Annotated in this window: 22 protein-coding genes, 1 pseudogene and 1 riboswitch; of the genes and pseudogenes, 14 read left to right on the top strand and 9 right to left on the bottom strand. The window is 62.6% G+C overall.

Annotation, left to right across the window (positions count from 1 at the left end; translation table 11 throughout):
* Positions 1-113: 113 nt before the first annotated feature.
* The 3 genes from bsh to BT122_RS00105 form a co-directional block, all read right to left on the bottom strand.
* Positions 114-1,076 carry a choloylglycine hydrolase gene (gene bsh, locus BT122_RS00115; RefSeq protein WP_072354077.1) on the bottom strand — a complete coding sequence of 321 codons (963 nt, stop codon included), beginning with the start codon at positions 1,074-1,076 and terminating at the stop codon, positions 114-116.
* 75 nt (positions 1,077-1,151) lie between these two features.
* Positions 1,152-2,519, bottom strand: coding sequence for a M18 family aminopeptidase (locus BT122_RS00110; protein WP_072354076.1), 1,368 nt, complete (start codon positions 2,517-2,519; stop codon positions 1,152-1,154).
* 356 nt (positions 2,520-2,875) lie between these two features.
* Entirely contained in the window at positions 2,876-3,724 is an 849-nt protein-coding gene (locus BT122_RS00105) for a LytTR family DNA-binding domain-containing protein (RefSeq protein WP_177242167.1), read from the bottom strand.
* A 556-nt stretch (positions 3,725-4,280) separates the two neighbouring features.
* Here BT122_RS00105 and BT122_RS00100 point away from each other — a divergent pair.
* The 3 genes and pseudogenes from BT122_RS00100 to BT122_RS00090 all read left to right on the top strand — a co-directional run.
* Positions 4,281-4,733 (top strand): annotated as a pseudogene (locus BT122_RS00100) (Spy0128 family protein); the annotation flags it as partial.
* Positions 4,734-4,949: 216 nt separating this feature from the next.
* The gene (locus BT122_RS00095) at positions 4,950-5,330 is read left to right on the top strand and encodes an ATP-binding cassette domain-containing protein (RefSeq protein ID WP_072354074.1); all 381 of its coding nucleotides are present in this window, start codon (positions 4,950-4,952) and stop codon (positions 5,328-5,330) included.
* An 18-nt stretch (positions 5,331-5,348) separates the two neighbouring features.
* Positions 5,349-6,467 (top strand): ATP-binding cassette domain-containing protein, encoded by a 1,119-nt coding sequence (locus BT122_RS00090; RefSeq protein ID WP_072354073.1) that lies wholly within the window; start codon positions 5,349-5,351, stop codon positions 6,465-6,467.
* A gap of 114 nt (positions 6,468-6,581) precedes the next feature.
* Here the strand turns inward: BT122_RS00090 and BT122_RS00085 are convergent, their stop codons facing one another.
* Positions 6,582-7,136, bottom strand: a complete 555-nt coding sequence (locus BT122_RS00085) for an NADPH-dependent FMN reductase (protein WP_072354072.1) — start codon at positions 7,134-7,136, stop codon at positions 6,582-6,584.
* 155 nt (positions 7,137-7,291) lie between these two features.
* On the opposite strand from BT122_RS00085, the gene BT122_RS00080 reads away from it, so the two are divergent.
* Positions 7,292-7,642, top strand: coding sequence for a winged helix-turn-helix transcriptional regulator (locus BT122_RS00080; protein WP_072354071.1), 351 nt, complete (start codon positions 7,292-7,294; stop codon positions 7,640-7,642).
* A gap of 42 nt (positions 7,643-7,684) precedes the next feature.
* Here BT122_RS00080 and BT122_RS00075 read toward each other — a convergent pair whose 3' ends face one another.
* A complete protein-coding gene (locus tag BT122_RS00075) occupies positions 7,685-8,041 on the bottom strand; it encodes a phage holin family protein (protein WP_059053796.1) in 357 nt (118 codons plus the stop codon).
* 525 nt (positions 8,042-8,566) lie between these two features.
* Between BT122_RS00075 and BT122_RS00070 the strand changes: the two genes are divergently transcribed.
* The 5 genes from BT122_RS00070 to BT122_RS00050 all read left to right on the top strand — a co-directional run bounded on the left by BT122_RS00070 (position 8,567) and on the right by BT122_RS00050 (position 13,457).
* Entirely contained in the window at positions 8,567-10,126 is a 1,560-nt protein-coding gene (locus BT122_RS00070; protein WP_072354070.1) for an aminotransferase class I/II-fold pyridoxal phosphate-dependent enzyme, read from the top strand.
* Between the two features lie 117 nt (positions 10,127-10,243).
* Entirely contained in the window at positions 10,244-10,483 is a 240-nt protein-coding gene (locus tag BT122_RS00065; RefSeq protein WP_072354069.1) for a hypothetical protein, read from the top strand.
* A 9-nt stretch (positions 10,484-10,492) separates the two neighbouring features.
* A complete protein-coding gene (locus BT122_RS00060) occupies positions 10,493-10,882 on the top strand; it encodes a hypothetical protein (protein ID WP_072354068.1) in 390 nt (129 codons plus the stop codon).
* A 75-nt stretch (positions 10,883-10,957) separates the two neighbouring features.
* A complete protein-coding gene (locus tag BT122_RS00055; RefSeq protein ID WP_286130265.1) occupies positions 10,958-11,296 on the top strand; it encodes a nucleotide pyrophosphohydrolase in 339 nt (112 codons plus the stop codon).
* A 49-nt stretch (positions 11,297-11,345) separates the two neighbouring features.
* On the top strand, positions 11,346-13,457 hold the full coding sequence (locus tag BT122_RS00050) for a DNA/RNA helicase domain-containing protein (protein ID WP_072354066.1): 2,112 nt from the start codon (positions 11,346-11,348) through the stop codon (positions 13,455-13,457).
* Between the two features lie 122 nt (positions 13,458-13,579).
* Here the strand turns inward: BT122_RS00050 and BT122_RS00045 are convergent, their stop codons facing one another.
* Positions 13,580-14,083 carry a DUF4256 domain-containing protein gene (locus tag BT122_RS00045; RefSeq protein ID WP_072354065.1) on the bottom strand — a complete coding sequence of 168 codons (504 nt, stop codon included), beginning with the start codon at positions 14,081-14,083 and terminating at the stop codon, positions 13,580-13,582.
* A gap of 317 nt (positions 14,084-14,400) precedes the next feature.
* Positions 14,401-14,513, top strand: a riboswitch (TPP riboswitch).
* A gap of 51 nt (positions 14,514-14,564) precedes the next feature.
* Between BT122_RS00045 and BT122_RS00040 the strand changes: the two genes are divergently transcribed.
* The 4 genes from BT122_RS00040 to BT122_RS00025 all read left to right on the top strand — a co-directional run bounded on the left by BT122_RS00040 (position 14,565) and on the right by BT122_RS00025 (position 17,632).
* Complete coding sequence (locus BT122_RS00040) at positions 14,565-14,903, top strand: thiamine-binding protein (RefSeq protein ID WP_072354064.1); 339 nt, start codon at positions 14,565-14,567, stop codon at positions 14,901-14,903.
* 90 nt (positions 14,904-14,993) lie between these two features.
* A complete protein-coding gene (locus BT122_RS00035; protein WP_072354572.1) occupies positions 14,994-15,740 on the top strand; it encodes an ABC transporter permease in 747 nt (248 codons plus the stop codon).
* Positions 15,740-16,825: an ABC transporter substrate-binding protein gene (locus BT122_RS00030; protein WP_072354063.1), complete on the top strand. Its 1,086-nt coding sequence runs from the start codon at positions 15,740-15,742 to the stop codon at positions 16,823-16,825. Before BT122_RS00035 ends, BT122_RS00030 begins: the two co-directional genes overlap by 1 nt.
* Entirely contained in the window at positions 16,826-17,632 is an 807-nt protein-coding gene (locus BT122_RS00025) for an ABC transporter ATP-binding protein (RefSeq protein WP_072354062.1), read from the top strand.
* A 117-nt stretch (positions 17,633-17,749) separates the two neighbouring features.
* Here the strand turns inward: BT122_RS00025 and BT122_RS00020 are convergent, their stop codons facing one another.
* Positions 17,750-18,886: a hypothetical protein gene (locus BT122_RS00020; RefSeq protein WP_072354061.1), complete on the bottom strand. Its 1,137-nt coding sequence runs from the start codon at positions 18,884-18,886 to the stop codon at positions 17,750-17,752.
* 275 nt (positions 18,887-19,161) lie between these two features.
* Between BT122_RS00020 and fba the strand changes: the two genes are divergently transcribed.
* Entirely contained in the window at positions 19,162-20,034 is an 873-nt protein-coding gene (fba, locus tag BT122_RS00015; RefSeq protein WP_072354060.1) for a class II fructose-1,6-bisphosphate aldolase, read from the top strand.
* A 109-nt stretch (positions 20,035-20,143) separates the two neighbouring features.
* Here the strand turns inward: fba and BT122_RS00010 are convergent, their stop codons facing one another.
* Both BT122_RS00010 and BT122_RS11115 read right to left on the bottom strand, forming a co-directional pair.
* Positions 20,144-21,055, bottom strand: coding sequence for an IS3 family transposase (locus BT122_RS00010; protein WP_072354571.1), 912 nt, complete (start codon positions 21,053-21,055; stop codon positions 20,144-20,146).
* A complete protein-coding gene (locus tag BT122_RS11115; protein WP_072354059.1) occupies positions 21,004-21,519 on the bottom strand; it encodes a helix-turn-helix domain-containing protein in 516 nt (171 codons plus the stop codon). Before BT122_RS11115 ends, BT122_RS00010 begins: the two co-directional genes overlap by 52 nt.
* Between the last annotated feature and the right edge of the window lie 59 nt (positions 21,520-21,578).

Below are 21,578 nucleotides of genomic sequence, written 5' to 3'. Positions count from 1 at the left end.
CAGTTGGCAGCCGAGATGCACGACGAGCTGGGAATAGCGGGATGCCCAGAAAACCAAAAAAGAGGGGTCCCGGCATAGCCGAGACCCCATACCTCGCAGCAAGCAAGCCCGCGCTACGCCCTCGGGTCCGCCACCTGCACCAGCTCGGTGCCCTCGGTGTCGTAGTCGTCCATGGTAACGCTACGAATTGCGGGGTCCTCGTAGGTGTTGAAGTAGTACGTGCGCGTGGCCGCAGAGTAACCGCCCGTGTACACGGTGCGCTCAAACTCCCCGTTGGTCATGCGGGCCGCGCCGTCGATCATGGCAACGCCCTCAAGCTCGTGGAACATGCGGCTCACATTGGCCTTCTCGCCCGACTGCACCGGGTAGTGCGCGTTGAGATACGCAACGCGCACAAAGCGCGAGGTAGAGTAGTAGTCACCGGGAATCCCGCGCATGCCAGCGCCGGAGCCATAGGGGAGAAGCTCGGCCTTGTCCCACACCACGTTCTGCGGCAGTTCGTTGGAGACGTTCATGTAGTTGCGCAGGTTCTCGCGGTGCCAGGCAAAGCCGGGCTGGTTGGCCAGGACGTCCACGTCGTCGTGGTAGACCTCCATGCCCTGCGCCGTCTGCTCCACCACAATGCTCCTCGTGGCGTCGCCAATGATCCAGTGCAGCAGCGACACGGGGTACTTGTCGTTGATGGGCTTGCCAACAATCACCAGGTCATCGAGTGCGCGCTCTACCTCGTCGACGGTCGTGAAGTTGGCCACAACCCACAGTGGGAACTCGTAGGCGGCAACGTTGGTCTTGCCCTCAACCGGGGCGTCAGCGTACTGCGCATAGCCCGGGAAGTTGAGGCCGGCCACGCCCAGCCCAGAGGCGTTGGCGCAGTCAAAGTAGAGCGGCATTCCCTCCTCGACAATGCCCATGCCAATCACGGGCTCGCGCATGCCCGTAACGGCGCCAAACGGGGAGTTGGGCTTGAAGCCGCGCGGCGTCACCACGACGCGCTCGCCGTACCCGCAGCTCCAGTCGAGGTTTCGCGCGAGGTACATCTGACCCTTGTCGTCTGTGAACCTGATTGCCGTGCACATGACAATGCCTCCTGGTTCCTAGGAACGAGCCCGGCCTGCATGGACCAGTGCCGAGACCGTCCAAACGAGTGCCTGCTAGACCATGTCTACCCGCTCCGCACCAGTAATTCTCAGGTAAGCCGAGAAGAACTCGCGTAACGCACGAATGGTCCACGTGGTGTCGCGCGTGCCCGCCGTCTCGTAGCTGGAGTGCATTGCCAGCTGCGGCAGCCCAATGTCCACGGCGTGAACGCTCACTTGCGTGTTCGAGAGGTTGCCAAGCGTGGACCCGCCGGCCATATCCGAGCGGTTGGCAAAGGTCTGGTGCGGCACGTCGGCCTTCTCGCACAGTGACACAAAGACGGCCCGGCTAAAGGCGTCGGTCGTGTACTTCTGGTTGGCGGCCTCCTTCACCACCGGCCCGCCGTTGAGGCGGCAGCGGTTCTCGGCATCGTAGAGCTCGGGGTGGTTGGGGTGCAATGCGTGGGCGTTGTCGCAGCTCACAAGGAAGGAGCGCGAGAGGGCGCGCAGGTAGTCCTCCTCGCCCATGCCCAGCGCCGCGTTGGCGCGCACCAGCGTGTCGTGGAGCAGCGTGGACATGGCCCCCTGCTTGGTGTTGGAGCCAACCTCCTCGTTGTCGAAGCACGCAAAGACGGTGACGCAGCGGCGGTTCTTCTCGGCGACAAACGCCTCGAGCGACGCGAAGGCGCACTGTAGGTCGTCGAGCTTGGGGGACGAGACAAACTCGTCTGCCATGCCCCAGACGCACGGGCGCTCGCGGTTCACCAGGAAGAGGTCGCGGGCGAGAATGTCCTCCGGCTTGGCGTCCACGCCCTCGGCGACCATGCGGTCGAAGTCCTCCTTGCGCAGGCGACCGGCCGAGAAGAGCGGGCAGAGGTCGACGGCCTTGTTGAACGCCTTACCGTCGTTCACGGAGCGGTTGAGGTGGATGGCAACGCTGGGAATGAGCAGCAGGTCGCGATCGGGCGCGAACAGGCGGCTCTCGATGCCCGTGGCGGTGCGCACCAGGACGCGGCCAGCGAGCGACAGCGGCTTGTCGAGCCAGGTGTAGTCGATCATGCCACCGTAGCCCTCGACGTTAAGGCGCAGGTACGTCTCGGGCCCCTCGAGCACGGGCACGGATTTGACCTTGTAGGTGGGGGAGTCCGCATGGGCGGCCGTCATCTGGAAGTGGTAGGTGTCGCGGTCAAGGGCGTCCTCGCCCACGCGGAAGGCGATGACGCTGGAGCCGTTGCGGGTGGTGTAGTACGAGCCGCCGGGCTTGACCTCCCAGGCGTCGCCTTCGGGCAGGCGGGTGAATCCGGCCTGGTCAAGGCAGGTGCTGATGGTTGCCGCCGTGTGGAACATGCTGGGGCAGCGATGGATGAAGTCGATGAGGCGCTCCGAGGTCTCAAGGTCCTCGGCCGTCGCGCCTTCTGCGGTGGGGTGCTTCTCGTCTGGCATACGCGTCCTCTCTGTTGGTCGTAGCAAGTTGAGCGTAGCACGCAGGCGCACGCGACGCCGGGGACGCGATTTTCGCAGCGGTCGTACGAAGTCGCTGCTCGGGCGTCAAACCGGCGCCGGAGGGTACGTTATCGCAGGAGCTCCGTACAAAACCCACGTTCTGGCGTCTAAATATTTGCGATTATCAGACATTTTTGTACATTCGGGCCATAGATCAGGTTGCCTGCCTGCTTGCCTGCCGCTCTGCTGCCCCACCGGCCCACCGGCGGCTCGCCGGCCTACCGCCCAACCGGCGTGCGGCCGGAGCCACCGTCAAACCCTACGAAGCAACGTACGCGGCCACAGGTATCGCAAGCTCACTTATTGCTCGGGGGCGTCTCTTTGCCCTTGCTCGGCTGGCACATGCCCTCCGGCCTTCCATTCTCGTCTTCGTCGACGGCCGTGGCATCGACCGCTAGGCCAGAGCCGCACGAGGCACTCGCCAGTCCGTCCGAAGTGCCCGCAGGTCCACCTAGGGCGTTAGAGATCGTTGAGAGAATAAGGCTGCGAATGGCGGTGGATTGCCTGACAGGGATGGGTACCCGCTCGCCGTTAGTGAGGTTTATCTCGTCTCTGCCTATGCTCGACACCATGAGCGCATTGACCGCGTAGCTGCGATGTACGCGCACAAAGTAGGAGGGGAAGCGCCCCAGCGTGCTAGTTAGCGACTCACGCATCTTGAAGGGCTCGGGCGCCGTGTGAACCATGCTGTACTGGTGCCTGGCTTCAAGATAACTTGTGCGGGCGGGATCAACCACGTGATTCCTGCCACTGCTGTCTTTCATTACGAGCGGGCGTTTCTCCCACGTTGGGAGGTTAGCCAGAGCAATGGCCGATCCCATTGAGCGGCCGTAGTCGGTATCCATGAAATTGACGCCTACGGGGACGGATATGATTAGTTGAGCCAGCTTGATGCCGGCGAGAGTGTCTTTCCATACGGCTACGCTGGTTAGCTTGGTCTCGTGCTTCGCATCATTCGATACCGAAACAACGACAAAACATATTGATGTATTTGCGTCGCGGTAGGTTACCTCGCATCGCTGCGTCTCGTACTCAAGGCGCTGGAACAGTGGCTGCAGCTTAATGCGAAGCTCGACGAATTTGGAGGCGCCAATCCCAAGAGATCCTTCAAAAGGACCCACAAAGAAAAAGTCGGTTGCCAGCATGTCCGCGCACGCACTCATGTTTCCCTTCCATAGCTGGAGGAGAAAATCCTTCGTGGAAGCGATGAGATTAAATTCCCGCACGGACAGAGCCTTTTCGTGAACCAATGGAGCCGAGAAAGAACCGGGTACTCAACTGATGCGTCAAGCCATGGAGCAGCTTTACGGGCCCAAGCCACAAATGATAATGACGCTATGATTAAGTAACCATTATATAATACCGAAAACGCAGGAACACAAAATGACTTGTCTGTTGAGACTCGATAAGCATCCATTCGGTCATTTTATTCGCTGCCGCCTTAGCACGTCTGTCTTCAGCGAAAGCAAGGGACTCGCACATCGGGTGCGGGCTGGCGAAAGGTGCGCTTCAGGCCAGCGCCAGGCCACTAACGAATTGCGACGGGTTCCAACATAAACGCGTGTCGCTTGAGCTTGGGATATGGGGTAGCGCGGAGAGAGCTGATACAAAACCGCATGGAGGAATGTCAAAGCTGCCATATAGCCGTCTGGTTGTCGTCAGATGTAAGGGCCGGAATTCGGCGATGCTCCTTCCTCAAAGCAGACGTTTACGTTTGACTTCGAGGCGCTTGATGGTGCTCCGCTTCCCGGGGGCGCCCAGAACGGCAAGCTCGTGGTGACCATCTACGGCGAGGGAACCGTCGAGCTTGGTCAGGTTAGCTTCGCTAAGCCCGGCTACGTATACCGCTGTTACGAGGAGACGGGCGATGCCGAAGGCTATACCTACGACCAGACCGTGTATACCGTTACCTATGAGGTGACCGAGACCGTTGATGGCCTCGATTACACACGCACCATTACCAAGGACAACGGCGAGCAGGCAGAGGGTCTTGACTTCACGAACTCCTACAAGAAGCCCGTTGAAGTGGCAAAGAACCCTAATACCTCAGATGCAACTCCTGTTGGTACCATGCAGGTGATCGCAGCCTTGGGCGTTGCGGCTATCGCGATTGCCCTTGTCGCCCGCTTTGGAAAGCAGAAGAAGCAGAACTAGCACTAGATAACAATTTGATTCACCTGAACCACCCCTCTTGAAAGAGGGGCGGTTCTCCTTTAGGCTACCTTATGTTGTATGAAAGACGGGCTGGCCTTTGGCAAGCCGCCCGAGAGACGGGAGAGGACCTTGCGCAACTAGACGCTGCCCCATTGGGCGAGAAGTACATGCCCACCCGCCGGCGCGTTGCGCTGGCCCTGCGTCTGCGAGGTCTTTATGCAACTTAACCTTACCAACATCCACTACAGCTATGCCGGGAGTCCGCGGGAAGTGCTTCACGGCGTTACCTTAAGCCTGCCCACTGGCTGGACCGGCGTGGTTGGCGACAACGGCTGCGGCAAGTCCACGCTTGCTCGGATTGCCACGGGCGAGTTGCGTCCTACGTCGGGGAGCGTGGGGCCCACAGGCCTTGTCGCCGCATACTGCGAGCAGGACAGCGCGTTTGCTCCTGCGGGGCTTCTCGACTTTGCCGCTGCTTGGGACCGCGATTCCGTGCGCCTGCGCGACGCGCTGGGCATTGGCGACGACTGGGCGTGGCGCTTTGACGAGCTCTCCTCGGGGCAGCAGAAGCGCCTTCAGGTGGCGGTGGCACTCTGAAACCGACCGGACGTCCTGGTGCTGGATGAGCCAACGAATCACCTTGATGCGCACACGCGTCAGTCGGTCCTGCTCGCGCTGCGTTCCTTCTCTGGCGTGGGAATTCTCATCTCGCATGACCGAGACCTTCTCGACGAGTTGGTGGAGAGATGTGTCTCCTTTGGGGGTGGAGAGGTGCTCGTACGGCCTGGCAATTACTCGCATGCCTTTGAGCAGCGGCAGCGCGAGAGTGCGGCAGTCGCAGATGCTCAGGCGCGTGCGCGGCGAGAGGAGCGTCGTCTGGCGGCCAAGCGCCAGCGACGTGTGGAGGCCGCCTCACGTGCGGGCGGACTGCGGAGCAAACGGGGGCTAGACCCCCACGACCATGACGCACGCGAGAAGATTGGCCGCGCGATTGTCTCGGGCAAGGACGGACGCGCCACGCATCTTGCTACAACCCTTGATGCACGTATTAAGGGCGAGCGCGACCGTGCGCAGGCGTCATACGTCGAGCGACGCTATGACGGCAACGTTCCTTCGTTTGGCGAGCGGTCGAGAAGGTCGGTCATCGCGCGCTTGCCGGAGGGGACGGTGCGCTATGGCGGCGTTCCAGATGCGCCGGGTGTTACTGTGCCGGAGCTGTTCCTTGGTTCGGCAGATCACGTTGGCGTAGTTGGACCCAACGGTTCGGGCAAGTCGACGCTGGTCAGGGCGCTTGTTGCAGCGGTTCCTAAGGATGTTCCCATGCTTTATGTGCCTCAGGAGATTGGCGTGGATGCGGCAAGGCGTGCCTGCGCTCGGCTCCAGGGCCTTGCCGCCGGTGAGAAGGGACAGGTACTCTCCGTTGTGGCGCAGCTCAATTCTCGCCCGGATGCTCTGCTTGAGGAGGGCGAGCTGAGCCCAGGGGAGTTACGCAAACTCGTGCTGGCGGAGGCGGTTCTCACAAAGCCGCAGCTCTTGGTGATGGATGAGCCAACGAATCACCTCGACCTGCACTCGATTGAGGCGCTGGAGCGTCTTCTCTCTGAGTTCCCCGGCGCGGTGGTTCTGGTTTCGCACGACGCGCGGGTGGTGCGGTCGAGCTGCGGGAGAATCTGGGAGCTGCTGCCGGCGAGTGGTGACGACTTTGCCGGCGGTGCGGTTGTGGTGGAGCGTTGAGCGTGGTTTGGGGCGCCCTACATGGGGACGCTTGAGCATATTGCCAAGTTCGAAAAACAGCCCGCCCAGCACACGGAATGCCGGGCGGCCTGCTTGCAGCGTATTTCTCGCGCCCTACGCGATGAACTCGAGGAAGGCGTCTGCCTGGGCGGCAAGGGTGGCCTCGTCCTCGGGGGAGAGGGTCAGCGTGCCGGACATCCAGGACTCGCCGGAGAGGGCGATGCCGGTCTCCTTCTCGGTCATGACCTGCGCGCCCACAAAGGCGAGAAGCGCGTCGAGAGCGGCACGCATCTCGGCAGTGGCGGTGCGGCCGCCCGCGCCGGAGACGGTTGCGCGCATGCCGCCGGAGACGGCGGTGTCGCGACCCTTGCCGGGAAGCGGCCTGCTCAGCCAGTCGACCAGGTTCTTCACGTGGCCGGGGAACGAGGCGTTGTACTGCGGGCTTACGAACCACACGCCGTCAGCCTGACGCACGGCCTCGCGCACGGCTGCGACCTCGGGGCGCTCGGGATCCTCGAGGTCCTGGTTCATGAGGGGCAGCGCCGAGTAGTCGAGCCTGCTCACGTTTGCGCGGCCCTCAAGCAGCGCCTCGATGCGCTGGACCAGCTGCTCGTTGAAGCCGTTCTTGCGGAGGGTTCCCACCACGATGAGGACGTTCTTCTCTGCCATTGCTCTCTCCTGTTCAGTCGGGTGTGTCGACTTAGTAGCAACTCTGTACTAAAATCAGTGTACCCAATATATGTGAGTGTCTGTATAACGTTTTTTCTCGATACTTGGTATTAGTTGAGATACCATCTGCTACCAGCAGGAAGGGACGGCATCGCATGCGAAGCACACCCAAGGACTTTGGCACCTGTCCTTTCGTGACCGCGCAGTGGCTGCTTCAGGGCAAGTGGTCCATCGTGATTCTCCACCACCTCAGCGAGGGCAAGCTGCGCTTTGGCGAGCTTGAGCGTCGCATGCCCGAGCTTACGCACTCAACGCTCTCCTCGCAGCTCAAACGCCTGGAGACGGAGGGGCTGGTGCGCCGCGAGGTCTTCCCGGAGGTTCCGCCGCGCGTGGAGTACTCGCTCACGCAGGTGGGGGAGGACTTCATCCCGGTGCTGTCGAGCATCGAGACGTGGGGCGAGGGATACATCGAGCACCTGCGCAAGGGGGATGTCGAGCTGCGATAGGGACGGGGCGAGCGACCGTCACGGGTGCGTGTAGCCGCGGCGCTAGTCCTTGGCGCCGAGAAGCCCGCTCACTACGCTTACGATGAGCGCGACAAAGAGTGTGCCCCAGAATCCCGTGACAACCACGCCCATGCCAAAGACGCTTGAGGCAAGGTTGGATGCGAGCGACACCATGAGCGCGTCGATCACAAACGTGAAAAGCCCCAACGTGAGGATTGTCGCTGGGATTGAGAGAATCTGAATGATGGGCTTCACGATTGCGTTCATCACGCAGAGCATGAGAGCAAAGGCCAGGTACGCCGCCCATTGCGGTTGGCCGATCACGTGCGCCGAGGGGACAAGGGCAACCGCGACAAATGACGCTATGGCGGTCGCAAGTACGGACATAAGCGTTCTCATGGCTGCTCCTCGCGTTCCGGGGGCCGGTGTTGGTTGTTCCATGATACCCGCGCCCGCCGCGGGATTCGTTTACCTGGTAACGGAATCCCATTACCAGGTAAACGAATCCCACCGCTACACATTCGGGGTACGAACGTGTATCGACCTGCGCGGGATACAGTTTCGGGTCCGAATGTGTAGCGAGAGGATACACATTCGGCATGCGAACGTGTATCGACCTGCGGGGGATACAGCTTCGGGTCCGAATGTGTATCGGTGCCCCGCGCAAGAATCCCGCAGCACCCCGCGCGCGAGGGCCGCGAAGGCCTGCGACCCTCGCCGCAACCGAAAGAACCGTGAACACACCGAGAAGTTCAATTTTTCGTCCCACGGTGAGACGTACCGTGCTAGGCTACCTATAAATTGAACTTCTCGTTCTCAGAAATGAACTTTTGGACCACGTAGCATTAGTTGCCGAGAGGAGAAATTGAACTTCTCGCATTGCGCCACACAGAGATCCAGAACGGAGGGGTCGTGGGAGACCAGATGCACGCGGACTTCTCGGCGCGCCTTGGCCAGGCGATGGACAAGCGCGGCCTTCGACAGGCAGACCTTGTGCGCATGGCTGCCAACGAGGGCGTCAAGCTGGGAAAGTCGCAGCTCAGCCAATATCTCAGCGGTAAGACCGAGCCCAGGAAGGCAACGCTCGAATTTCTCGCCACCGCCCTCGGCGTAAGCGCCGAGTGGCTCAGCGACGGCGCGTCCGACGCCCCCGCGCCGCACGTACTCTCGGGCGCGACCGACGCCCCCACGCCACCAGAAATGAGACAAAGGGAAACTCCCCTTGCCTCATCCGGCAACAACACCAAGGAGAAGGAATCCGCCATGCCTCGTCGTCAGTTCAAGAAGTCGTCCAAGCTTGACAACGTCCTCTACGACATCCGCGGGCCCGTCTTGGACGAGGCCTACCGCATGGAGGACCAGGGCATCCATGTGCTCAAGTTGAACATTGGCAACCCCGCGCCCTTTGGCTTCCGCACGCCCGACGAGGTCGTGAAGGACATGCAGGACCAGCTCACGGAGTGTGAGGGCTACTCCAACAGCCGGGGCCTCTTCTCTGCGCGCAAGGCCATCATGCAGTATGACCAGCTCAAGGGCATCCCCAACGTGGACGTGGAGGATATCTACACGGGCAACGGCGCCTCGGAGCTCATCCAGCTTGCGATGAACGCCTTCATGGACGAGGGCGACGAGATTCTCGTCCCCAGCCCCGACTACCCGCTGTGGACCGCCTGCGCCACCCTCGCCGGCGGCACGGCCGTGCACTACATCTGCGACGAGAAGGCAAACTGGTACCCCGACATCGAAGACATTCGCAGCAAGGTCACGCCGCGCACCAAGGGCATCGTCGTGATAAACCCCAACAACCCTACGGGCGCCCTGTACCCGCGCGAGGTGCTGGAGCAAATCGTGGACGTGGCGCGCGAGAACCAGCTGGTCATCTTTGCGGACGAGATCTACGACCGCCTGGTGATGGACGGCAAGCAGCACGTCTCCATCGCGAGCCTTGCGCCCGACCTGTTCTGCATCACGTTCAACGGCCTCTCGAAGAGCCACATGGTCGCGGGCTACCGCATTGGCTGGATGAGCCTCTCCGGCAACAAGCGCGTCGCGAAGGACCTCATCGACGGCATCAACATGCTCTCCAACATGCGCCTGTGCTCCAACGTGCCGGCGCAGTCCATCGTGCAGACGTGCCTGGGCGGCATCCAGCGCAGCCAGGGGCTTCTCGTTCCCGGCGGGCGCATCTACGAGCAGCGCGAGTACGTCTACGAGCGGCTTTCCAACATGGACGGCGTCACGGTGACCAAGCCCGAGGCCGCGTTCTACATCTTCCCGAGGCTCGACCCGGACAAGTTCCACATCACCGACGACGACCAGTTCGCGCTCGACCTGCTCAAGGACGAGCACGTCCTTATCACCGCGGGCAAGGGTTTCAACTGGGAGAAGCCCGGCTACTTCCGCATTGTCTACCTGCCGCGCAAGCACACGCTGCACGAGGCGATGGACAAGCTCGAGGACTTCCTGAGCTACTACCAGCAGTAGGCGGGGCTTCGTGAGCGCCGCTTCCCAGTGCCGGTTTAACGAGAGGTTGAATGAGCGATAGCGGTCACGTAAAATTAGCCCATAGTGGGAAATCCCACTATGGGCTAAGGAGTTTACATGGAAGCGATCAAGCAATATGACGCCAAGGTAGATGGAAAGAACCGCGTGACGCTGCGGGGCGCGCAGTACGAGTACTACAACGTTAAGGAATACGACAACGGATGCTACCTGCTTGAGCCTCGCGAGCTCGCCGTGCCCGAGGAGATTTCGGCGCGCACGCTTCGCGACATGGACAAGGCGGTGAACAACCTTAAGGCGGGAAAAGCGTCGACGCCCATTGATCTGTCTGATTTTTAAGGGCTCAGCATGGCTTTCAAGATACGTATGGGTATCCCAGAGATGGACCGTTACTGGGGCGAGCTCCAACAGACCTGTCACAATGGGACTGCTTCGAAAGATGAGCAGCAACTATATAAGAAGTGGGGCAAGGCGCTAAAGTTACTCTCAGAAAACCCACGCCATCCCAGCCTTCGGACACATGATATCGATGCGCTATCGAGGAGATACGGAATCAAGGTCTGGCAGTCGTATCTCGAAAATAGAAATAGTCGAGCCATGCGCATGTTTTGGGTGTATGGCCCCAGCGAGGATTCAATCACAATAATCGGCCTGGTACTGCATCCCGAAGACGCGAAGCGAGGCGCATACGAGAAGGTCAATCTATCAGATCTTCCGCCTCTCGATGAGAGCGACTAGCGATGCACGGGAGATGCGGAGACGTACGCGTGAACACGCGCCGGACGGCGCGGCGAGCGTAGGGAGGCCATGCGCGTGAGCAACTATCAGGAGACCATAGACAGGCTGCGCGCCTTTCGCGACCAGCGGGAGTGGCGCCAGTTCCACAACCCCAAGGACCTGGCCATCTCCATTAGCCTCGAGTCGGCCGAGCTTCTGGAGGCGTTCCAGTGGTCCGGGGCCAATACTTCGGCAGACGGGCGTATGGACAAGGTCTCGGAGGAGCTGGCGGACGTTCTCATCTACTGTCTGTTCATGGCCGACGCCTGCGGGCTCGACCCGCTAAAGATCGTGAACGAGAAGATCGACGCCAACGCCGAGAAGTACCCCGTCGAGCTTAGCCGCGGCAACGCCAAGAAGTACACCGAGCTGTGAGACAAAGGGACAGTCCCTTTGTCTCATCGGTCAGGTAGGGGAGAAGCTCATGTCGCTCAGACAACCCATTGTCATTGACGTCCCATTCCACGAGGACGACATCAAGATTGAGCAGAGCATCGACCGGGTGCCATGCGAGGTTGATGGCGGCGAGCTCTCAAGTGGTGCGCGACGGCTCCTCAAGACCTACCCTACCGTGTACATCATTCGCGCCAAGCAGCGCGGGCGTACGCGTGGCGGCTACGAGTTCGATGAGTTCATACTTTATGTGGGCGAGACAAACTCGATTGTGCGGCGAACCAGGGAGCACTATTCCGACGACATCACGTATCGAACCGAGCGGGGTAGGCAGGCATGGGAACAGCTTATTCGGCCCGGCAGTCGCATGCTGGTGATTGGGCAGGATCACTTCAACAAGTCGCTCACGCTTGATCTTGAGAACAACTTCCTGAGCTACCTTCTGGCTTCTGGCGCCGAGCATGTGATCTTGGCAAACGGTCGCGGCAACCCGCAGGAGAACTACTACACCAAGCCTGAGCTGCCAATAATCACCTCTGCCGTGTGGCGTAAGCTCAACCGCTACGAGCCGGAGCTCTTTCCGGCGGAGTCCGTCATCCGGGACTCGGCGATCTTCAAGGCATCGCCGTTTCGCGCGCTGGGGAAAGACCAGCTGGCGGCGGAGGACGTGATTCTCGGCAGGCTGCGCGAGCTCATGGCTGCGCGAGCCGGTGCGTCCCACGCGGACGCCGACGCTCCCGTCAAGAACGGCGAACTTATTGTGGTTGAGGGCATGGCTGGAACCGGTAAGACGGTCCTTCTCAGCCACCTGTTCCTGCGTGTCATGAACGAGCTGGGGGTTGGGGGCGGCGGGGGAGCCGGGGCCGCCGGTGCTGCCGCCGCTGCCGCACGCCGCTCCGTCAGCGCGTGCCTTCTGGTGAACCATAACGAGCAGCTCACGGTCTACAACGCCATCATGAAGCGGCTTGGCCTCCAGAATAGGGACGGCGTCGTGGTGGACAAGCCCACGCGGTTTATCAACAAGCACAGTGAAGCCGGGCATGGTGGTGGTCACGAGCGCCAGAACTACCCCTGCGATCCGGTGGACGTCGTTCTCATCGACGAGGCTCATCTCCTTCTCACCCAGGGCAACCAGGGGTATACCGGCAGCAGGAACATGCTTGTGGACATCATGCGTCGTGCGCGCGTGGTGGTTGCCGTGTACGACCTCGAGCAGGTGTTAAGAAAGTCGCAGGAGCTTGACGCTGCGATGAGGTCGGCCCTCTTCCCCGAGGGGCGCTTCTCGAACGGCCAAACCGTCTGTGCGAGAAGAGCCACCGAGGTCTCCGGGTTCCCGTTTCATGTGGAGAACCTGCTCCTGCGCCAGCAGTATCGCATCGACGCCTGCGACGAGGTCATTGCGTGGATTGACGACTTTGCCAACGCTCGCGGCATACGTCCCATCCCCCGCGACCGACCGCGCAAGGGGCACATACCGTACGAGATCAAGGTCTTTAGCTCGCCCTTCGATTTGAAAGAAGCAATCCAGGACAAGGCCTTGACCTTCGATTCCGCAACGGGCGCGATTGTGGACAGCACCTCGCACGGTCTTTCCCGCGTGCTGGCAACGTATGACTGGCCATACTCGAGCAAGTCGAAGCCGACTTCGGGCGGTGTCTGGGAGGTTCGCATCTATCGCGAGGAGAACGGCTGGGTCTCGTTTGGCGCAGGCGGGCGCGGTTCTCGGCGCGGGCGTCTCTCAGCCGCAACCGATAGCGCCCCTCACACGGAGTACTTTCACATGCCGTGGAACTACCAGACGTCTGCCAGCGAGGAGCAGACGGCCAGCGAGCGCGATAAGGCATGGGCAGAACAGGGCCATACGCTGGGGGAATGCGGCTCGATCTACACCATTCAGGGATTTGACCTCAACTACGCAGGCGTCATCATTGGACCGTCGATCTGCTGGCGAGAAGGACGGCTGGCATTCGATCCCTCAAAGAGCTGCAACTCGCAGGCGATTAACGGCAGCGAGGACCCCGAGGCCAACCTCCGCCACGAGCTCAACGTGCTGCTCAAGCGAGGCGTTCATGGGCTGTACCTCTTTGCCGTGGACGGTGCGCTTGAGCATCACCTGTTGGAGATGCAGGAGGCAGGGGCGTAGGGTGCGTGCGGCGGGGCTTCTCGGCGCGGGCGATTGTCTCGTTGCGCGGAGACCAATCTGGCTCCCGATCACCCCGCGGGTGCCGCCTCGCGTGACGGCGCCCTCAGCAAAGGTCGTGGTCGTTACTCCAGCGGCAAGCACGCCCTAAAGCCGCGCGCCGCGTAGTAGGAATCCGCGCCGTTGCAGTAGATGAACGTGCGGTTGTACCGCCTGCTGCCAAAGAGGGCGCCGCCTTGGGAGCGCATGTCTGCCGGGGTCTTGATCCAGCTGCTGGTCTTGGCATCTAGCGGAGCAAGCTCCTGCATGGCGAGGTAGATCGTCTCGTCCACAAGTTCTAGGCCGTTAGATTCCGCAAGCTCGCAGGCGCTGGCCGCTGGCGGGTTGCGCTTCCTGCCCAGACGAGCGGCTCGGTCGTAGCAGACGGACCGACGTTGCGGGGACTCGGGCGAGAAGTCCGCAACGTAGAGGCGGCCCTGGTAGAGAAAGACGTCCGGCTCGCCGCCCGTCTCCTCGAGATAGGCAAGGGCGTGCCGCCGCGTGTCGTCGAGCCGTCGCGCGACGTCTTCCCAGGTAACGCCGGGGTGTCTCTCAGGGTGGCTTTCGAAGCGCGCTTTGAGGGCGTCCATATGTCTCCTTTTGTTGGAAGTGGCCAGGATGGGGCCACGACATCAGTCAAAGAGAATCCCATTGTGCCTCACGATGACGCAAAAGGTCATGATGATGGCGCCAGTGCCTGTGGCTGATAAGGAGATGCCGGTTGCCCCAGCGGCAAAACTGCGACTTAATTGCAGTCGTTTGGGCGTGCTGCCGAGAAGAACCGCAGGTAGACGCGTTGCGTCCTTCTCGCAGACTGCAATTAACCCGCGGGATTTTGTTCCCCGGCAATGGGATTCCATTGCCGGGGAACAAAATCCCGCGGGAGGGCGGCATCCGCGCTATACTGGGCAACGCAAAGGGGAGCTGGGATAACGGCCCGGCTGAGAGGCGGCACCAATGCCGCGACCCATAGAACCTGTCCGGGTAATGCCGGCGTAGGGACCAGAGCGCACAGTTCGGGCACCTACGGAAGACGTGGGTGCCTTTTTTGGCACCCGGAAGGGAGGGTGCATGGACTGCTCCGTTGCGATTCAGTTCCTGCCCATGGACGCCCAGACCGACGAGGAGGTCTGCCGCGTGGTCGACGCGGTGATCGCCTACATCGACTCCACGGGCGTCGACTACTTTGTTGGCCCGTTCGAGACCGCCATCGAGGCCGACTACGACACCTGCATGGAGATCGTCAAGAACTGTCAGCTCGTGGGCGCCAAGGCGGGCTGCAAGAAGATGGCCACCTACGTGAAGATCGACTATCGCCCCGACGGCGACGTGATGACCACCGAGCACAAGGTGGGGAAGTATCACCCCACGGACTCCGAGTTCTCCCAGAAGGCCGAGGAGGTCGCGTAGCCGGTGTCGCGTCAGCAGCACAAGCCGAGAAGCGCTGCCGCCCCGCGTGCCGCTGCCGCCCCGCGTGCCGGGGCATCCCGCGCGCGTCGCGTGCTCACGCCGCTCTTCACTGTAGTGGGCCTTCTCGTCGTGTGGGAGCTCGTCGTTGACCTGGGGATCATTCCCAACTTCCTACTCCCCACGCCCATCCAGGTGGTCCAGGCGCTCGTGGCCGACATCGCCCTCATCCTGGGCCACGCGGCAACCACGCTGGTCGAGACGGCCATAGGCCTTCTCATCGGCGTGGCTCTCGGCTTTGCCATCGCGGTGCTCATGGACCGCTTCGAGGGCTTCTACCTGGCCCTCCAGCCGCTCGTGACCATCTCGCAGACCATCCCCACCATCGCCATCGCGCCGCTTCTGGTGCTGTGGTTTGGCTACGGCCTGGCTCCCAAGGTGATCCTCATCGTGATCACCACGTTCTTCCCCATCACGGTCTCGCTGATCTCGGGCTTCCGCTCGGTGGACCCCGACGTCATCGACCTCATGCGCACCATGAACGCCTCGCGCTGGCAGATCTTCCGCTACGCCAAGCTGCCCGCCGCGGCCGACCAGTTCTTCAGCGGCCTGCGCATCAGCGCGACCTACGCCATTGTGGGCGCCGTGATTGCCGAGTGGCTCGGTGGCAACTCCGGCCTGGGCGTCTACATGACGCGCGTGCGCAAGTCCTTCTCGTACGACCGCATGTTCGCGGTCATCATTGTCATCTCTGCGCTGTCGCTTGGTCTCATGAAGCTTGTTGACCTGCTGCAGCGCGTCTGCATGCCCTGGAAGAGGGCAGAAGGGAACAAACGATAATGGCTTCCAACTCCGTGCTTTCCGGCGGCGTCTCTCGCCGCTCGTTCCTGCGTGGCTCCGTTGCGGCTTCTGCGGCCCTGGCGCTTGCCGGCTGCGGCCAGGCGTCCCAGTCCGTCTCGTCTAACGCCGCCGCGTCGAGTGATGCGTCCAGCTCGTCCAGCGCAAACGCCTCGGGCGACCTCGCGAAGATCTCCTTCGTGCTTGACTACACCCCCAACACCAACCACACCGGCATCTACGTGGCCCAGTCCAAGGGCTTCTTCGCCGACGAGGGTCTGGACGTTGAGATAGTCCAGCCGCCCGAGGACGGCGCGGACGCCCTTATCGGCGCCGGCGGCGCCCAGATGGGCGTCTCGTACCAGGACGTTATGGCCAACAGCTTCTCGTCCGACCAGCCCATGCCCTACACGGCCGTTGCCGCCATCATCCAGCACAACACCTCCGGTATCATGAGCCGCCAGGCCGACGGCATAACGCGCCCCAAGCTCATGGAGGACCACACCTACGCCACGTGGGACCAGCCCGTCGAGCAGGCCACCATCAAGGACGTGGTCGAGGCCGACGGCGGCGACTACTCCAAGATCAACCTCGTGCCCTACAACGTGGATGACGAGGTCTCGGGCCTCAAGGCCAACATGTTCGACACCGTGTGGGTCTATGAGGGCTGGGCGGTTCAGAACGCCAAGGTCCAGAACTACGACGTGAACTACTTCTCGTTCATCTCGATCGACGACGTCTTTGACTACTACACGCCGGTCATCGCCGCCAACGACGACTTTGCCAAGGAGAACCCCGACCAGGTCAAGGCCTTCCTGCGTGCCGTCAAGAAGGGCTACGAGTTCTGCGTCGAGAACCCCAGCGACGCCGCCGACATCCTCTGCGACGCCGTGCCCGAGCTTGACTCCGACCTGGTCCACGCAAGCCAGGACTACCTGGCAGGCCAGTACATCGCTGACGCATCGTCCTGGGGCGTCATCGACGCCGACCGCTGGTCCAAGTTCTACCAGTGGCTCAATGACCAGAACTTGGTCGAGAACAAGCTTGACGTCACCAAGGGCTACGACCTCTCGTACCTGGAGGCATAGGTGGGCGCAGGCGTCACATCTGCCGAGAAGCCCCAGGCCTCGGGTACCGGCGACGCGCCGGCGCTCGAGGCACGCTCGCTCACGCTCTCGTGGGACGGCCGGGCGACGGTCGTGGACCGGATCTCCCTTACCGTTGCCGCAGGTGAGGTGGTGTGCCTGGTAGGCCGCTCCGGCTGCGGCAAGACGACCATCCTGCACGCGCTTTCGGGTCTCACGCGGCCGCTCTCCGGCCAGGTGCTGCTCCACGGCACAGACATCACCGGCACGCCCGGCCACGTGAGCTACATGCTGCAGAAGGACCTGCTGCTGCCCAGCCGCCGCATCATCGACAACGTGTGCCTGCCTCTGCTGCTGGCGGGCGTCCCCCGCTCCGAGGCCGGCGCGAAGGCCGAGCCGCTCTTCGAGCGCTTTGGCCTTGCGGGCACGGAGGAGAAGTGGCCGGCCGAGCTCTCTGGCGGCATGCGCCAGCGTGCGGCGTTCATGCGCACCTACCTCATGGGCGCAGACGTCACGCTTCTGGACGAGCCCTTCTCGGCGCTTGATGCCATCACGCGCGTCGAGGTGCGCCGCTGGTTCTGCGATATGGCCCGCGAGCTGGGCCTTTCCGCGCTGGTGATCACGCACGACGTGGACGAGGCGGTCTCGATGGCAAGTCGCGTCTACGTGCTTGCCGGGCGTCCCTCCGAGGGCGTGCCCAGCCACATTGCCGGCGAGGTTCGCGTTGACCATGGCGCAGGCGAGGGCGACTTTGCCCTCACGCCGGAGTTTCTCGCCGCAAAGCGAGAGGTGCTCTCGCTTCTGGGGTAGGGGAGCGTGCAGCAGGGGTGCGTAAATAGGCGAGCGGCGCACGTGACCGGATTGGTCGCGTGCGCCGCTTGTTTTTGCTGCTCGCTGCAGATGCGCGCGGTGACTTGCGGGTGCCGTCTAGTTGCTGCTGGTGCTGCTCGTGGTGGCACCCGAGCCAGTGGAGCCGCTTGAGCTGCTCGTTCCCTTTGTGGTGGACGTGGAGCTGTTGCTCTTGGTGGAGTCAGTGCTGCTCGAGTTGTTCGACGAGCTGTTGGTGCTCGAGGAGTTTGAGCCGCTGTTGGTGCTGGAGTTGGACCCCGTCGCGTCGCCCGTGGTGCTCGAGCTGGAGTTGTTGCTGGAGTTCGAGCTGCTGTTGCTGCTGGAATCGCTGCTCGAGCTGCTGTTCCCGGAGTTTGAGGACGTGCCGGAGTTGCTCGTGGTCGAGTCCGTGGTGCTGCTCGTCGAATCAGAGTTGGAGCTCGTGTCCGTGGTCTGGGTGGAGTTGGGCTCTGCGGGCTTCTCGGGCTGGGTCGTCTCCTCGGGCTTCTCGGTCTCGGTCTTCTCCTGCGTGGTCTGCGTCTGCTCGGTGGTAGTCGTCTCCTGAGTGCGGCCGGGCGTAGTGCCTATGCCCCTGCCCTCGGTGAGCGCGTAGACGAGAAGCGCTGAGACAAGCACGGCCGCGATTCCCGCCACGATGGACACCACCACGACGCGGCGCTTGGTGTCGCGGCGCTGGCGCTCGCGGGCGGCGCGGCGGAAGCTCGCGGGCGCAATGCGCGTGCCGGAGGGCGCAAACTTGACCTCGGTGTCGTCGGCCAAAGATGCCGTGGTTGGCCTGGTTTCGCCTGCCGCGAGGTTCTGGGTTGCCGTTGCGCCTGCCGGGGCGCTGTCGGCCGCTGCCTGGTCCGCGTCAACGGGGTGGGGCATGAGCGAGGTCTCGCCCGCTGCAGAGGCGGCGGGCTTCTCGGCCGCAGGCGACTCGTTGGCATCTGTGGCTACGGCGCCCTTGATTGCCTCGGCAGACTTAGAGAAGAGGTTGTTGAGCACCGAGGACGCCACGGTAGCAGCTGCGGCGCCCACGATGGCTCCGATGAGCGAGCCTGCCACGCCTATCTGCGACGAGAGCGCAAACGAGACGCCCGCGGCCAGTGCGGTGGCAAGGATCTGCGCAAACGAGAGGTCGCTAAACACACCTCCCGCATGCTCGTTCTGCTCGTCCTTCTCGTCCCGCTGATCATCCGCACCATTGGCGTACATCTTGGATTCCTGCGCCAAGGCCCATCCCTCCTTCGGTCGCGTCTCCCGCGCGGCCCTCTTGTTTTGGGATACCCGAGTATAGGCTGCGGCCAACGCGTTGCGCCCATCCTCACGAAGAAGAGACAAGCCTTCCCCCAACCCACAGGGGCTCTCGCGCAGCCCGAACTGCCAACGTTTTGTAATGCCTGCAGGAATCGCGTTCTTGCAGCGCTTCTAGGGTGTGAAGGTTCTCACATCGGGTATGATTGTCGGAGTACCACATCGTTCAGCTTCCAACAGATGGAGGTAACGCTATGCTCGTCAATGCAACCGCAATGCTTCAGAGCGCCGAGAAGGGCCACTACGGTATTGGTGCCTTCAACACCAACAACCTCGAGTGGGCCTCCTCCATTCTCGATGCCGGCGAGGAGCTTCAGTCGCCGCTCATCATCCAGTGCACCAGCGGTGCCGCCAAGTGGCAGACTTCCTTCAAGCTCGTCGCCGACATGGTGAAGGACCTCGTCGAGGCCAAGAACATCACCGTGCCCGTTGCCCTTCACCTCGACCACGGCTCCTACGAGGCCGCCCTTGAGTGCATCGACGCCGGCTTCACCTCCGTCATGTACGACGGCTCGCACGAGAAGGACTTCGAGACCAACCTCGCCCACACCGCCGAGATCGTGAAGCTTGCCCACAGCAAGGGCATCTCCGTCGAGGCCGAGGTCGGCGGCATCGGTGGTACCGAGGACGGCGTGACCGCCAAGGGCGAGCTGGCCGACCCCGAGCAGTGCAAGGCCATCGCCGACCTGGGCGTTGACTTCCTGGCCTGCGGCATCGGCAACATCCACGGCATCTACCCCGCCAACTGGGAGGGCCTGTCCTTCGACCGCCTGCAGGAGATCAAGGCCAAGACGGGCGACCTGCCGCTCGTCCTTCACGGCGGCACCGGCATCCCCGTTGACCAGGTGAAGAAGGCCATCTCGCTGGGCATCTCCAAGATCAACGTCAACACCGACCTCCAGCTGGTCTTCGCTGCCGCCACCCGCAAGTACATCGAGGAGGGCCTCGACCAGCAGGGCAAGGGCTACGATCCCCGCAAGCTCCTCAAGCCCGGTCGCGAGGCCATCAAGGTCCGCACCGAGGAGCTCATCAAGGAGTTTGGCTCCGACGGCAAGGGCTGGAACTAACGGTTCCACGGGTTCCGCGCCGCGAGTTCTTCTCGCCGCATAGAGCTGCTGAGGCCCGTCCGGCAATGTGAACTGCGCCCCAAAACTTGGACGCGATAAATCATAACCGCTAGGCGGCCTCCCGAAGGGCCTGTTCCCGGAACTCGACCGGGGTCAGGCCCTTCAGCCTGACCTGGCGCCTCACATGGTTCCAATGGTGGATATAGGCCTCGAGATCGCGCTTGAAGCTCTCGAAGTCGCTCCAGTCGCGTCCCCGGAAGAACTCGTCCTTGATGTGCCCGAAGACCTGCTCGGTCGCGCCGTTGTCGATGCAGTTGCCCTTGCGCGACATGCTCTGCACGAAGCCGTTCTCCCTGAGCTTCGCGACGTAGGACGCGTGCTGGTACTGCCAGCCCATGTCGGAGTGCAGGACCGGCGCCGCGCCCTCCGGCTTCGCCGCCATGAGCATGGCGAGCATCTCCTCCTGCTGGGCGAGGCCCGGGCTCTCCGAGATGGACCACGCCACGATCTCCTTGCTGCCGAAGTCGTAGACCGGCGCGAGGTAGGCCTTGCCGAAGGAGCACTTGAACTCGGTGACGTCGGTGCCCATCTTCTGCCAGGGGCCGTCGGCGGCGAAGTCGCGGCCGAGCACGTTCTCGAAGGTCTCGCCGACCTTCCCCCTGTAAGAGCTGTACCTGTGGTGGTCGGTCTCCCGGCGGATGCCGCACCTGAGGCCCATCTCGTTCATCATCCTGAGCACCGTCTTGTCGGCGATGCGGACCCCGTCCACCGCGCGCAGCTCCATGGCCACCTGCCGGTGTCCGACGCCGTTCGGGAGCCTGCCGAAGACCTCCGCCACCCTGGCGCGCAGCTCCGGCCTGGTCGGCGCCTTGGGATGGGACAGCGCGTAGTAGTAGCTCGACCTGGCGAGTCCGGCGGCCCCCAGCAGGTCGGCGAGGCCGTGTCCCTGCCCTGAAAGCTCGGCGACCGCTAGGGCCTTCTCCCGGTTCGGGAGCGCAGCTCCGCCTTCAGGGCTATCGATTTTTTTAGGTACGCCACCTGCGCCTCGAGCCGCCTGACCTCGCGCTCGAGCTCCTGCTCGCGGGTCATCGGCGCGGCCTTCGCGCCGGACCCCCTCGGCCTGCCCCTCGGCTTGGGCCTCAGGGCCTCGGCGCCTCCCTCGCGGTACAGCCTGCACCACTGCTTCAGCGGCGTCGCGCTCGCGATGCCGAAGCGCTCCATCGCCTCGGGCTTGGCCATCCCGTCGTCGACCACGGCCCTGGCTGCGGCGACCTTGGTCTCGAAGTCGTATCTCGAGTGCTTCTCGCCCATTTTCAGCAGGCCGTCCCTCCCGGTCGCGCGGTACGTCTGCTGCCATTTTCGCACGGCTTCGGCAGGGATGCCCAGACTTCTGGCGACGGACTTGTACCCCCGGCCCTCGCCGAACATCCCGGCGGCCAGCTCCCTGACCGATCGGTCGTGCCTGCATCGCAGGCCGATGGACATGGAAAGCCTCCCATCTCTCGGACTTCTATTTCCATGTCCAAGAAATGGGAGGCAGTTCA

It is taken from the genome of Olsenella sp. kh2p3 (assembly GCA_900119625.1).
Classification (GTDB): Bacteria; Actinomycetota; Coriobacteriia; order Coriobacteriales; family Atopobiaceae; genus Tractidigestivibacter.
The sequence above is the reverse complement of the archived record's forward strand: the minus strand, read 5'-3'. Positions and strand labels throughout refer to the sequence as shown.

Excerpts from the sequence above, each read along its gene's own strand:
- bsh (WP_072354077.1), bottom strand. The coding sequence starts at position 1,076 with ATGTGCACGGCAATCAGGTTCACAGACGACAAGGGTCAGATGTACCTC.
- BT122_RS00110 (WP_072354076.1), bottom strand. The coding sequence starts at position 2,519 with ATGCCAGACGAGAAGCACCCCACCGCAGAAGGCGCGACGGCCGAGGAC.
- BT122_RS00105 (WP_177242167.1), bottom strand. The coding sequence starts at position 3,724 with ATGCTGGCAACCGACTTTTTCTTTGTGGGTCCTTTTGAAGGATCTCTT.
- BT122_RS00095 (WP_072354074.1), top strand. The coding sequence starts at position 4,950 with ATGCAACTTAACCTTACCAACATCCACTACAGCTATGCCGGGAGTCCG.
- BT122_RS00085 (WP_072354072.1), bottom strand. The coding sequence starts at position 7,136 with ATGGCAGAGAAGAACGTCCTCATCGTGGTGGGAACCCTCCGCAAGAAC.
- BT122_RS00080 (WP_072354071.1), top strand. The coding sequence starts at position 7,292 with ATGCGAAGCACACCCAAGGACTTTGGCACCTGTCCTTTCGTGACCGCG.
- BT122_RS00075 (WP_059053796.1), bottom strand. The coding sequence starts at position 8,041 with ATGAGAACGCTTATGTCCGTACTTGCGACCGCCATAGCGTCATTTGTC.
- BT122_RS00070 (WP_072354070.1), top strand. The coding sequence starts at position 8,567 with ATGCACGCGGACTTCTCGGCGCGCCTTGGCCAGGCGATGGACAAGCGC.
- BT122_RS00065 (WP_072354069.1), top strand. The coding sequence starts at position 10,244 with ATGGAAGCGATCAAGCAATATGACGCCAAGGTAGATGGAAAGAACCGC.
- BT122_RS00060 (WP_072354068.1), top strand. The coding sequence starts at position 10,493 with ATGGCTTTCAAGATACGTATGGGTATCCCAGAGATGGACCGTTACTGG.
- BT122_RS00050 (WP_072354066.1), top strand. The coding sequence starts at position 11,346 with ATGTCGCTCAGACAACCCATTGTCATTGACGTCCCATTCCACGAGGAC.
- BT122_RS00045 (WP_072354065.1), bottom strand. The coding sequence starts at position 14,083 with ATGGACGCCCTCAAAGCGCGCTTCGAAAGCCACCCTGAGAGACACCCC.
- BT122_RS00040 (WP_072354064.1), top strand. The coding sequence starts at position 14,565 with ATGGACTGCTCCGTTGCGATTCAGTTCCTGCCCATGGACGCCCAGACC.
- BT122_RS00030 (WP_072354063.1), top strand. The coding sequence starts at position 15,740 with ATGGCTTCCAACTCCGTGCTTTCCGGCGGCGTCTCTCGCCGCTCGTTC.
- fba (WP_072354060.1), top strand. The coding sequence starts at position 19,162 with ATGCTCGTCAATGCAACCGCAATGCTTCAGAGCGCCGAGAAGGGCCAC.
- BT122_RS11115 (WP_072354059.1), bottom strand. The coding sequence starts at position 21,519 with ATGTCCATCGGCCTGCGATGCAGGCACGACCGATCGGTCAGGGAGCTG.